A 13284-nucleotide genomic window follows, 5' to 3' on the forward strand; every position below is an offset into this window, starting at 1 on the left:
CTTTTTTTAATCTTTTTTGAAGGTATTTAACATTGCACGAACAATTCCACCAAGAAATTTAGGTAACTTAATTGTATAAAATCTCATGGTTTCCCTCCTAATCCCCATTACTCCACTTGGTCACTATATGATGTAAGGAGCAAAATTGTTTCTTCAATCAGTGCTTCTTATCAACATTAATATGCCAGAAGTAAATGAAAAAGTACCTTTTTCCTCAACGAGTTCGTTACTAATACAAAGTGTTGATCCCCACTCTATTGTTTTATTAGTAAGCGGGTACTTAAAACCAAACAATGTAATCCCTTCCACTATTTCAGTAACTGGTACAAAAGATACATAAGGAAAATTTTTATTTTCTTCAATTATATGTGTACCCACTTTTTTAACTGTTATTTCATTTTTATTGTCCACAATACACATTTCTATCTCTACTTCTAACCCTTTTAAAAGCATCTGTATATTTGCCAAACCGTGATCAAGCCTTCCACCGGTAGCACCAAAAATACGAATTAGTGCCGGCTTCTGTCCTAATGCCCAGTTAATTGCAATTTCTAAATCCGTTTGATCTTTTTCTCGTGGAACAATATGTAATTCGTTCGTTTGCTGTCCCATCCATACTAATTCTTCTTCGGTAACTGAATCGTAATCTCCAAACGCAACAGCCGGTGTAATCCCTTTCTTTAATAGACGGTATACTCCCCTATCAACCGCTGCCCACACTACTTCCTCATCCTCATATCGAGCAAAATCTGCACAATATTCCGAAGGTCCTCCTGCCAAAATATGAATAATCATTTTTTCTTCCCCTTCCATTGTAAAAAGGCAATCTGCCATTCGGTAGATTGCCTTTTTACATATTTTTACGCTATCCTATGAATACCTTACTAGGATAAAGTTCATCACTACCCACGAATTACGCGAATTGCTTCACCGCGGTCTTTTTGATTGTATACTGCTGATCCAGCTACAAGTACATTTGCTCCTGCTTCCACACAAAGTCTTGCTGTTTCAGCATTTACACCACCATCAACTTCAATTTCTACTTCTAGATTGCGCTCTTTCACCATGTCTGCAACTTGTTTAATTTTCGGTAATACAGAATGGATAAACTTCTGTCCACCAAATCCAGGGTTTACTGTCATAAGTAATACCATATCTATATCTTCTAATACATGCTCAATTACTGAAACTGGCGTATGTGGATTTAATACAACGCCCGCTTTAATACCATGAGATTTAATTAACTGAATTGTACGATGTAGATGTGGACACGCCTCTACGTGAACAGTAATAATATCCGCTCCCGCTTGTGCGAAAGTCGGGATATAGTTATCAGGATTTTCAATCATTAAATGTACATCTAATGGTAATGATGTAATTGGACGGATAGCTTCTACAATTAACGGTCCAATCGTAATATTTGGTACGAAATGTCCATCCATTACGTCAACGTGAATGTAATCCGCTCCGCCCTTTTCTACATCTTTAATCTCTTCCCCTAATTTTGAAAAATCTGCTGATAAAATCGATGGTGCAATTTTAATCATAACTAATACCTCGGCTTTCTCTCTCTAATTTCTTCTACGAATTGTTTATAGTTCTTATAGCGATATTCTGTAATCTTCCCTTCTTCAACCGCAGCTTTCACCGCACATTTCGGTTCAGAAAGATGTGTACACCCTCTAAATTTACAGTATTGGCTCGCTTCTTTCAACTCTGGAAAACAATATGTAAGATCTTCTACTTCTATATCAATGAAATCTAGTGAACTAAAACCCGGTGTATCTGCTACTAGTCCACTCCCAATTGCAATTAATTCTACATGTCTTGTCGTATGCTTCCCGCGTCCTAAATGGGAGGAAATATCATTTGTTTTCAGCTCTAATTCTGGACGTAGCACATTAAGCATTGAAGATTTCCCCACACCAGATTGACCCGCAACGACAGAAACACAATTTTCTAAGTATGGTTTTAATATATCAATACTTTCTGACGTATTAATAGAAGTAAATAAAACATCATAACCCATCTCACGATAATCATTCGCATAAGCTTCAACAGTTGCTTTCATCTTTTCATCTACTAAATCCATCTTGCTAATACAAATAATTGGCTTAATGTTATGATATTCAATCAGCACTAAAAATCGATCTAACAGTCCAGGATTAAAATCTGGTTCTACTGCAGAGAACACAAGGATCGCTTGATCGACATTAGCAATAGGAGGTCTAACAAGTTCATTTTTTCGATCAAACACTTCAAGCACATAACCTTCAGTTGGATTATCTGCCTGAAAAACAACTTGGTCTCCTACAAGTGGTGTAATTTTATTTTTTCTAAATACACCTCGTCCACGACATTGCGTAACCCCTTCTTCATGCTGCACGTAATAAAACCCACTTAAAGCTTTTATAATTTTTCCTTCTGGCATAGAATTCTCCTTTTTTGTATAAGGTGATGCTGAATTTAAAAATGAATGGATTTAAATTTTCTAAATAACGATTTCAAAACCTACCATATATACTTTCGCTAATATACATTAAATTTCCCATTAAATGCAAAAAAATATTTACAGCTGCATCACGTTACTAGCTTTTTGAATCATATATTTTTGCCTGCTATACCGTCCACTTTGTAGACAGCATAACAGGCAATAATAATAAGTAGACTTTCACTATTATTGAGTTGGATATGGTACTTCTTTATCAATAATCGTTACTCCATCTCGTACAATTTTATAGTGTCCCTTTGAACCTTCTTGAATTACAAATTCTAAAGAAATAGTCGCTGATTCAGTAATTGTTCTCGTTTCAACCGGTCTATCCATTTTTTGCTGCATGTCTTCTTTATAAATTTCTATTGTTTGCGGCTTTTTTTCACCTGTTACAGCAGGCTCATATGGGATAGAGATATTGTCCAATTTTACCGTTTTAGTCACTTTAGGCTTTTGACCATCAGAGATAATAATAGTTACTTTATCTCCCTCTTTTAATGGTGTACCTGGTTTTGGAAATTGCGAAATTACAAGTCCTTTTTCGACTGTATCTGAATACTCTCGTTTTATATCTGACGTTAGTTTTCTCTCATTCAAATAACCAGTTACACTATTTTCAGTCCACCCCGAAAAGTCACCTGGTCTAATTTGATAAGGACCTTTACTTACCCAGATTTTCAGTTCTTGCTCCGCTTCTATAACCATTTGATCAGGCGTCGGAATTTGCTCTACAATTTCACCTTTCGGCTTATCATTTTCAATATAATTTACTGTAACTTGTTTATATTTTTCTTCTAACTCAGCTTTTACACTCTCAAAGTTTTGCCCTGTGAAATTCGCCATCTTACTTTTCTTTTTCCCACCTGATTGATAGATAGTAATTTTAGCGTTTTCTTTTACGACTCTTCCTGCTACAGGGTCCGTTTTTATTACATCCCCAACTTCAACATCATCTGTATATACAATATTAGGCTCCGTCACCTCAAAGCCCTTTTCTACTAATGTATTTACAGCTGTCGTGTATTTCATACCAGCCACATCAGGAACTTTCACATCTTTCGGAATAAATAATCCTGGAATAACCGTAAGCGCTAATGTTATTCCTATTGCTAAAAATAAAAATGTTGAAATTAAAACTTTAAGCCACTTGTTACTCCGTTTTTTCTTCTTATCTAACTCAGCTGCTTCTGCTCTTATCGGTTCTTCCACCTTACTCCCTTTTAAAACAATCGTTTCATCACTTACATTTTCAAATAATTGTTCTTGTTGAATAATCGGAATCGCTTTCGTCGCTTCCATATCTTCTGGTATGTAAAACGGTTGCTCATTTATCCTCTCTGGATATAGCGCAGTTTCAATATCTCGCTTCATCGCATTGGCAGATTGATATCGATGGAACGGATCTTTTGCAGTTGCTTTTAATATAATATTTTCAACACTTTGCGGAATATTTTCATTCCATCTTTTTGGTGATGGGATTTCACTTTGTAAATGTTTTAAAGCTATAGCAACAGCAGATTCGCCAGAAAACGGTTGTCTTCCTGTTAACAATTCAAACATAACTATCCCAAGAGAATAGATATCTGATTGTTTATTTGCTATTCCGCCACGTGCCTGTTCTGGTGATAAATAATGGACTGAACCGAGCACTGAATTTGTATGTGTAATTGTTGTTGCACTTGTAGCTGTCGCAATTCCAAAATCTGTTACTTTTATTATTCCATCAGCTCGAATTAAAATATTGTGCGGCTTTATATCACGATGCACAATTTCAAAATGATGGGCGTGTGCCATAGCGGATGTTAACTGCTCCATAATATCAAGAGCTTCTCCTATAGGTAACATCCCTCGCTCAATTATGTATTGCTTCAATGTTTGTCCTGGTACATATTCCATGACAAGATAGTATATACCATCTTCTTCTCCGACATCATACATATTCACAATATTTGGATGCGACAACGTTGTAACAGACTGCGCTTCTCGATGGAAACGTTTAATAAACTCTTCGTTATTTGAGTAGTCGAGTCTTAATATTTTTACCGCTACATCTCGGCCAAGTATATCATCATGAGCTAAATATACATTGGCCATTCCGCCACCACCAATCATTTTCAGCAGCTTATAACGGTCATTTAAGCGTTTTCCAATCAGCACGTTGCACTTCACCTACTTTCGTTTGTCGAACCCGCATAATCAATAAGAACAAGTGTGATATTATCTTCTCCACCGCGATCATTTGCCAATTGAATGAGACACTGCCCTTTACCTTCAAGCTGTTCATTTAACTGTAAAATTTGTCGCATATCATCAATAGAAACTTTGTTTGATAACCCATCAGAGCAAAGAAGTAATTGATCATCTTCCTCAATCACCAACGTTTTAACATCTAACCCAACTTTTTCTTCTGTTCCTAATGCTCTTAATAACACATTCTTTTTCGGATGATACTCTGCGTCTTCCTTTGAAATTTCACCATGTTTCACAAGCTCATTTACAAGCGAATGATCTTCCGTTACTAGCGTCATTTCTCCTTCTGATACCATATAGCAACGACTATCTCCTATATGCCCTATTGTCACAAAGCTTGGTGTACAAACAGCTATTATAAGCGTTGTTCCCATACCATTACATTCTGCATTTTGCTGAGCATATTCATATATACGCTCATTAATAATCCCAACACTAGTATGTAACCATTGTTCTACTTTTTTCGGCTCATTCATATTATGTGTTTGCTTCCAATAATCATGGAATAATTGAATGGCCATCGAGCTAGCTACATCACCAGCTCGATGACCTCCCATTCCATCTGCTACTACCGCTAATACATTTCCATCTAAATTGTGAAAAACTCCTGCACTATCTTCATTATGTTGACGAACTTTTCCTTTATCCGATAGAAATACGGCTTTCATCTCGTCACCTCGTCTCTTCTTTGCGCTCCTTCGCACGCAACTGACCGCAGGCTGCATCAATATCATGACCTTGTTCACGGCGAATCGTTACATTCACTCCACGATCTTTTAACGTTTTTTCGAACAAGAAAATTTGTTCACGTGGCGTACGTACATAATCACGTTCAGGTACGTAGTTTACCGGAATCAAGTTCACATGACATTTTACACCTTTTAAGAGCGCAGCAAGCTCTTCAGCATGCTCTACTTGGTCATTTTCTCCTCCAAATAATCCATATTCAAAAGTAATACGACGCCCTGTTCTATTTACATAGTATTTAATAGCTTCCATTAAATCTGGTAATTTATAAGCACGGTTAATCGGCATTAACTTTGAACGTAATTCTGAGTTTGGAGCATGCAATGAAATCGCAAAATTAATTTGTAGATCTTCTTCAGCAAACTTATAAATTTTCGGGATAATTCCACTCGTCGAAACAGTCATATGTCTCGCACCAATATGAAGTCCTTTTTCATGGTTAATGATGCGTAAGAATCCCATTAAATTATCATAGTTATCAAATGGTTCTCCAATCCCCATAACAACAAGAGAACTTACACGTTCTTCTGTTTCATCAAGCGCACGCTGAACTTCTACTACTTGCGCTACGATTTCTCCAGCTTCTAGGTTTCGCTTTAATCCACCAAGTGTCGAAGCACAGAACGTACACCCAATACGACAACCAACTTGCGTTGTTACACAAATGGAATTTCCATATTCGTGTCGCATTAATACCGTTTCAATAGAATATCCGTCATATAATTGGAATAAGAATTTAATTGTTCCATCCGAAGACGTTTGTTTTACTAACGTTTTTAAAGTAGTAATATCAAAGGAATTCGACAATTTATCACGCAATCCTTTAGAAAGGTTTGACATATCCTCATAATTTTTTACACGTTTTTTATATAACCAATCAAAAATTTGTCCAGCACGGAACTTCGGTTCTCCTTGTTCCTTTAACCAATCTTGCATTTCATGAAGTTGTAAAGAGTAAATTGATGGTTTCTTCGTTTCTAAATTTTTCTTTTGTTTTCTTACAGTCGTTTCCATGATGCTACACCTTCTTCCTTAAACAAGCAATATAAAAGCCATCCGTCGCAAAATAATGCGGTAAAATTTGCACTTGACCTTCATCAATATACGGAGTTAATTTTTCTGGCATACGCTCTTTAAGCGTAGTATCCCATTCAAATTCAGGATGTTCTTGTAAAAATTTCTCTATTACTTGTTCATTTTCTATTTTCTCAATTGTGCACGTACTATAAACAAGACGACCGCCTTGTTTTAATAATGGTGCTATTTTTTCTAGTATTGCAATTTGAATCGTCGATAATCTTTCACTATCGCCTTTATCTTTTCCTAACTTAATATCAGGTTTACGTCTAATTACACCAAATCCAGAACACGGTGCATCTACCAATATTTTATCAAACGTTTCATTTGCAAAGTGCTCTTGCACTTTTCTAGCATCTAGCGCTTTAGTTTCGACATTTTCTAGACCAAGTCGCTCTGCTTGCTGTTTAATTAAACGTACTTTGTGTGCATGTAAATCAAGGGACATGACCTTACCAGTTCCCTTTAATCGTTCCGCGATATGCGTTGTTTTTCCGCCTGGAGCAGCACAACTATCAAGAACTGCATCTCCCGTATTCGGTTCTAAAGCGCGTGCTACAAGCATAGAACTTTCATCTTGAATAGAAAGAAATCCTTTTTTAAACGCTTCTGTATGCGCTACATTTCCTCTTTCAATCTGAATAGCATCATCTGATAAGTCACCACGTTTTGCTTCTATACCTTCACTTGCCAACAACTCAATCGCTTCTTCTACAGTTACCTTATCAACATTCACACGCGCTGTTGGTACAGGGGGTAACATGTTTACTTCGCACATTTTTTCTGCAGTTTCTAAACCGTATTCTGAAGTCCACTCTTGGACAAGCCAAACTGGATGACTTGTTGTAATTGCAAGACGTTCTACTGGATCCTTGATTTCATCTACAGAAGGTACACCTTCTCTCTGAATCGAACGTAATACACCGTTCACCATACCAGCAATTCCTTTATGCCCGCGACGCTTTGCAATCTCAACCGCTTCATGAATAGCCGCTCTTTCTGGCACTCGGTCTAAATAAATCATTTGATATAAAGATAAGCGAAGCAATACTCTTACCCACGCCTCAACCTTCTTTTTTAAAAAAGGCTGTAAATAATAATCTAATGTGTCACGACGTTGAATCGTTCCATATACAATTTCAGTTAATAAACCAATATCTTTTCTATCAATTGCACTTTTTTCAATTAGATTATTTAAAAGTAAGTTGCTATATGCACCACTTTTTTCCACTTGAATTAAACCATCAAGAGCTAATTCACGAACATTTTGTCTCATGCATTTTCTCCTAACTTCGTTCCAATTTCAGGTTTTGTTCCACGTAAAAATTGTGAACAACTCATACGCTTTTTACCAGAAGGTTGCAATTCAGTAATTTTAACACCTGTTTCATTACTCGTTGCTACAACAAAACCATCTTCTTCGATTGCAACAATCGTACCTGCTTCAGCCGGTTCAGTTATAGGCACTTTTTCCCCCCACCATACTTTAACAACTTGTCCTGCTAAAGTTGTATAAGCAACTGGCCATGGATTCAATCCGCGAATGTGATTGTATACTTCTTCACCTGTTTTTGTCCAATCAATTTTCTCTTGCTCACGTTTTATATTGTACGCAAACGTTACTTCTTCTTCGTTTTGTTTAATCGGTTCTAACTTACCTTGAATTAATAAAGGCACTGTTTTAGATAGAAGGTGTGCTCCTGCTTCACTTAATTTATCAAATAATGAGCCTGTCGTTTCACGCTCTTCAATTTCAACTTCCACTTGCGTTAAGATATCACCAGCATCCAATTTTTCTACCATATACATAATTGTAATACCTGTTTTTTCTTTACCTTCCATAATTGCATAATGAATTGGTGCACCACCACGAAGTTCAGGAAGTAAAGAAGCGTGAACATTAATACACCCATACTTTGGTGCTTCTAAAATTTCATTTGGTACAATCTGCCCAAATGCAGCTGTTACAATTAAATCTGGCTCTAATGCCAATACTTTTTCATATTCATCTTTTTCACGAATTTTTAACGGCTGTAACACAGGGATACCATGTTTTTCCGCTTCAACTTTAACAGGTGTAGGTGTTAATACTTTTTTTCTACCTACTGGACGATCAGGTTGCGTCACAACACCTACTACCTCATAGCCATCTTCAATAAGACGACGAAGCACCGGCACTGAAAAGTCCGGTGTTCCCATAAACACTACTTTTATCATTTAAAAACCGCTCCTTTTAACACCTATTCTAGTTCGTTTTCTTCATAATATCTTGTCACTTTCGATGTAAATAAAACACCGTGTAAATGATCAATTTCATGTTGAATTGCACGCGCTAAAAATCCTTCCGCTTCTAATAAGAATACTTTCCCACGGCGATTTTGCGCTCTTACTTTAATATAATCGGCACGTTCTACTTCACCATAAAGTCCCGGGAAGCTTAAACAGCCTTCGGGACCTACTTGTTCACCACGTTTTTCTAATATTGATGGATTGATTAACTCGATTTTCCCAGTATCATCATCGACATCAACAACCGCTACTTGCAAGCTTACACCTACTTGAGGCGCAGCTAAACCGACTCCGTCCGCAATTAACATTGTTTCATGCATATCTTTCAACAATTTCACTAACTTTTTATCAAAGTTAATTACTCTTTCGCATGGTGTTTCTAACACTTCATTTGGATGCTTTATTATTTCTAAAACTGCCATATTTCCCTCCGCTACATTAACATTGTTGGATTAAAATCAATTGAGATTTGTAGCTCTTTTTGCATTTCTGCTTGATAATGTTCATTTACCATTTTGAGCACGTTCTTTAAGTTTGGTTCCCGTTTGTATTTTATCATGCATTGATAACGATATCTATCTTTTATCCTTGGAATCGCTGAAGCAACTGGTCCTAGCACCATTGTTTGCTGTGAGCAATGCGTTCGTAAATACGAGGCAATTTTTTCCGTCACTTGTACCGCTTTTAATAATTCTGGATGAGATACAGTTACGAGTACAACATAGTAATATGGGGGATATTGTCTTGTTCGTCTCATTTGCATTTCTTGGTCAAAAAACACATCATATTGTTGGTTCTTCGCTAACTCTATACTGTAATGTTCTGGCGTATACGTTTGAATCACAACTTCCCCTGGCAATTCATGTCTACCCGCTCGTCCACTTACTTGCGTCAATAACTGATATGTCTTTTCACTCGCCCGAAAATCAGGTAAGTGAAGCATCGTATCTGCAGTTAAAACCCCAACGAGCGTTACTTTCGGAAAATCTAATCCTTTAGCAATCATTTGTGTTCCAAGTAATATATCTGCTTTTTCTTCCCCAAACGCCTTTAATAATTTTTCATGCATTCCTTTTCGACTTGTCGTATCTACATCCATTCGAATGACTCGCGCCTCTGGAAATAGTTTTGTAATTTCTTCTTCTACCTTTTGTGTACCTGTACCAAAGAAACGAATGTATGTACTTTGACAAGCTGGACACTCAGTTGGCATATTCTCTTCGTAACTACAATAATGACATTTTAAACGATGATTCATTTTATGATATGTCAATGAAATATCACAATGCGGACATTGGACAACATACCCACAATCACGGCACATAACAAATGTAGAATGACCTCTTCTATTTAAAAAGAGTACCATTTGTTCTTTCTTTTCTAATCGATCTGCTATTTTTTCATGCAGCGCCTTAGAAAACATTGATCGATTCCCGTCACGAAGTTCTTCTCGCATGTCAACAATCTCTACCGTTGGTAAAGCTTGTTCATTCATACGTTTTTCCATTGTTAATAGTTCATAAACACCTTTTTTCGCCCTTGCAAACGATTCAAGTGTTGGTGTCGCACTACCAAGAACGATAGGACATTTATGATATTGTCCTCTCCAGACAGCTACATCTCTTGCATGATACCTCGGATTATCTTCTTGTTTGTAACTTGATTCATGCTCTTCATCAATAATAATAATCCCTAAATTCTCAAAAGGCGCAAAAACAGCTGAACGCGCACCAACTACAACTTTCACTTCTTTTCTTAAAATCTTACGCCACTCGTCATACTTTTCTCCAACAGACAACGCACTATGAAGAACTGCAACTTGCGAGCCAAACCTACCTTTAAAACGATCCACCATTTGGGGCGTTAGTGCAATTTCAGGAACAAGAACGATAGCTTCTTTTCCTTTCTTGAGCACTGCTGCTATAGATTGTAAATATACTTCTGTCTTTCCACTTCCTGTAACACCATATAGCAAAAATGGATTATAAGTTTCATTTGTAATTGATGATAAAATCGGTGTAATAACTTGTTTTTGTTCCTCCGTAAGTGGAAATGGTTTTGTTTGTTCAAAATCATCATCGTCATACGGATTTCGGTATACTTCCACATACTTTTCTGAAATGAATCCCTTTTTAACAAGTGCTTTTATTGGAGCATCTGTTATTTGTAACTCTTCTGTAATTACTTTCAACGGTGTACTTTTATAATTTTCCACAAAATAACAAAGTACATCTTGTTGTTTTTTACTTTTCAGTTCAAATGCCGCTAATTCCAATTTATCTTCTGGCAACTCCGGCTGAACCACTCTTTGCTTCTTCTTTTGTACTTTATCTTTCACTTGATAAACGACTTCAACCGTACCATTTTTAATTTCTTGCTGAATAGTTCGGTATAAATGTGGCTGTTGCTCGATTACTTCAAAATCAATTGCTTCTTTATCCTGAAATAAATATAGTATTTCTGGTGCTATTTCTTCTTGTTTACAAAGTTGTAGACGTTTTTTATACGTTGCTTTTATCGCAGTTGGAAGCATCACTTGAAAAGCTGAAATCATGTAGCATAACGTTTCACTTGTAAGCCAATATCCAAGCTTTAATAATTCATCATTTAAAACCGGTGTTACATCTAATATTTCATGGATTGTCTTTAACTTCTTACTTTCTACATCCACCGAATCTTTAATCCCAATAATAAAACCTTGCAATTTTCTTGGCCCAAACGGAACTACCACACGCATTCCTGTCTGTACAATATCTTCCCATTTTTTAGGAATAATGTAATCAAATGGTCGATCTGTCTGACGGGCAGGTACATCAACAATTACACTTGCAAATTTCATAAACGATCATCTTCTAACATCATTTCAATTTGCTTCAATATTTCACGAGCTACCTCTTTTTTCATTAAAAGTGGCAACTCAATAACTTTTCCATCTTTTCTATACATTGTTACAATATTCGTATCCGTGCCAAATCCAGCTCCTTGCGCTTTTACGTCATTCGCGACAATCATATCTGCATTTTTCTCACGTAGTTTTTTCGTTGCATATTCCTCTACATTTGTCGTTTCAGCAGCAAAACCGATAAGTAACTGTTTATCCTTTTTCTGACCTAATGTTTTTAAAATATCCACCGTTCTTTCAAGTTCAATGACAGCATCACCATTTTGCTTTTTCATTTTATTCTCATGCACATATTTCGGACGATAATCTGCAACTGCTGCTGTTTTAATGACAACGTCTACGTTTTGATAATGTTGAAGAACTGCTTCTAACATATCTTGTGCAGATTCCACTTGCACTGTCGTTACATGTAACGGTGGATTTAATGCTGTCGGTCCTGAAACGAGTATAACATCAGCGCCTAAATTCGCTGCCACTTCCGCAATCGCATACCCCATTTTCCCAGAAGAAAAATTCGTCATAAAACGAACTGGATCAACCTTTTCACGTGTTGGGCCAGCAGTTATTAATATTCTTTTTCCCTGCAATGGTTTGTGTTCTGAGAAAGCTTCCTCTAACCGTGCAATAATTGCTTCAGGTTCTTCTAGTCGTCCCTTCGCTACATATCCACATGCTAAAAAGCCTTCCCCAGGCTCAATAAATGTATATCCTAGCGTTTTCAATGTCATCATATTTTTTTGAACTATTTTATTTTCATACATATGCACATTCATAGCAGGCGCAATCCATACCGGAGCTGTAGTAGCTAACAAAGTAGTTGTAATCATATCATCTGCAATACCACCAGCTAACTTTCCAATACAATTGGCAGTAGCAGGTGCGACAAGTACAACATCCGCCCAATCTGCTAAATCAATATGAGCAATAACAGCTGAGTCTTTCTCATCGAATGTATCCGTATATACATCATGGCGAGAAAGCGCTTGGAATGTAAGAGGCGTAACAAACTTCATTGCCGACTCACTCATCATTACTTTGACAATCGCGCCAGATTGTGTCAATTTACTCGTTAACGCAGCTGCTTTAAAAACCGCAATGCCTCCTGTTACACATAAAAGTATCTTTTTCCCTTTTAGCATATGACTCGTCCTCTTTCTTTTTCAAACTTATAATACTGAAATAGAATTCTCAGCTCGTCAGTACCGATATTTCATTCCTTTCGTAAAAAAATAACAACCTACTTGTAAATAGGTTGTTACCGTTACATAGAAAATTATAAAGTCTATGTTTTATTTTGTCGAAGGCAAAGGCTTATTCAGCTACTTTATCTTCACTTGGTACGTAGCTTAATGCTTCTGCATCGATTTCTTCTAATGCTTTACCTACACATTTATGAGAAACAGGTTTTTCTACAACACAGTTATTAGCAAGTTGCATTTCACGTGCGCGTTTTGCAGCCACTGTTACTAAAGTGTACTTAGAATCGATTTTTTGTAGTAATGAGTCAATTGATGGATTTAACATA

General features: G+C 36.7%; 13 protein-coding genes. All 13 read right to left on the minus strand.

Going from position 1 to position 13284, the window contains the following annotated elements; all coding sequences use genetic code 11:
* Nucleotides 1-6: 6 nt before the first annotated feature.
* Nucleotides 7-87 (minus strand): stage V sporulation protein SpoVM, encoded by an 81-nt coding sequence (spoVM, locus tag DN401_RS18105; RefSeq protein ID WP_001213599.1) that lies wholly within the window; start codon nt 85-87, stop codon nt 7-9.
* A gap of 66 nt (nt 88-153) precedes the next feature.
* On the minus strand, nt 154-834 hold the full coding sequence (locus DN401_RS18110) for a thiamine diphosphokinase (protein ID WP_002026234.1): 681 nt from the start codon (nt 832-834) through the stop codon (nt 154-156).
* A 68-nt stretch (nt 835-902) separates the two neighbouring features.
* Nucleotides 903-1547 carry a ribulose-phosphate 3-epimerase gene (rpe, locus tag DN401_RS18115; protein ID WP_000589974.1) on the minus strand — a complete coding sequence of 215 codons (645 nt, stop codon included), beginning with the start codon at nt 1545-1547 and terminating at the stop codon, nt 903-905.
* 2 nt (nt 1548-1549) lie between these two features.
* Entirely contained in the window at nt 1550-2431 is an 882-nt protein-coding gene (gene rsgA, locus DN401_RS18120; RefSeq protein ID WP_001113932.1) for a ribosome small subunit-dependent GTPase A, read from the minus strand.
* A 246-nt stretch (nt 2432-2677) separates the two neighbouring features.
* Nucleotides 2678-4651 carry a Stk1 family PASTA domain-containing Ser/Thr kinase gene (gene pknB / locus DN401_RS18125; protein ID WP_000904747.1) on the minus strand — a complete coding sequence of 658 codons (1974 nt, stop codon included), beginning with the start codon at nt 4649-4651 and terminating at the stop codon, nt 2678-2680.
* 8 nt (nt 4652-4659) lie between these two features.
* Nucleotides 4660-5412 (minus strand): Stp1/IreP family PP2C-type Ser/Thr phosphatase, encoded by a 753-nt coding sequence (locus DN401_RS18130; RefSeq protein ID WP_000648703.1) that lies wholly within the window; start codon nt 5410-5412, stop codon nt 4660-4662.
* A 4-nt stretch (nt 5413-5416) separates the two neighbouring features.
* Nucleotides 5417-6505, minus strand: coding sequence for a dual-specificity RNA methyltransferase RlmN (rlmN, locus tag DN401_RS18135; protein WP_000450540.1), 1089 nt, complete (start codon nt 6503-6505; stop codon nt 5417-5419).
* A gap of 4 nt (nt 6506-6509) precedes the next feature.
* Nucleotides 6510-7844: a 16S rRNA (cytosine(967)-C(5))-methyltransferase RsmB gene (gene rsmB / locus DN401_RS18140; protein ID WP_001249666.1), complete on the minus strand. Its 1335-nt coding sequence runs from the start codon at nt 7842-7844 to the stop codon at nt 6510-6512.
* Nucleotides 7841-8785 (minus strand): methionyl-tRNA formyltransferase, encoded by a 945-nt coding sequence (gene fmt / locus DN401_RS18145; protein WP_000598804.1) that lies wholly within the window; start codon nt 8783-8785, stop codon nt 7841-7843. The genes rsmB and fmt overlap by 4 nt, the downstream gene beginning before the upstream one ends.
* A gap of 23 nt (nt 8786-8808) precedes the next feature.
* Nucleotides 8809-9279, minus strand: coding sequence for a peptide deformylase (def, locus tag DN401_RS18150; RefSeq protein ID WP_000279455.1), 471 nt, complete (start codon nt 9277-9279; stop codon nt 8809-8811).
* Between the two features lie 11 nt (nt 9280-9290).
* On the minus strand, nt 9291-11696 hold the full coding sequence (priA, locus tag DN401_RS18155) for a primosomal protein N' (protein ID WP_000666714.1): 2406 nt from the start codon (nt 11694-11696) through the stop codon (nt 9291-9293).
* Nucleotides 11693-12898, minus strand: coding sequence for a bifunctional phosphopantothenoylcysteine decarboxylase/phosphopantothenate--cysteine ligase CoaBC (gene coaBC / locus DN401_RS18160; RefSeq protein WP_000911750.1), 1206 nt, complete (start codon nt 12896-12898; stop codon nt 11693-11695). The genes priA and coaBC overlap by 4 nt, the downstream gene beginning before the upstream one ends.
* Before the next feature lie 172 nt (nt 12899-13070).
* Entirely contained in the window at nt 13071-13283 is a 213-nt protein-coding gene (gene rpoZ, locus DN401_RS18165; RefSeq protein ID WP_000933960.1) for a DNA-directed RNA polymerase subunit omega, read from the minus strand.
* Between the last annotated feature and the right edge of the window lies 1 nt (nt 13284).

Origin of the sequence: Bacillus sp. BF2-3 (assembly GCF_008368795.1) — a bacterium.
In the GTDB taxonomy this organism is placed as follows: domain Bacteria; phylum Bacillota; class Bacilli; order Bacillales; family Bacillaceae_G; genus Bacillus_A; species Bacillus_A cereus.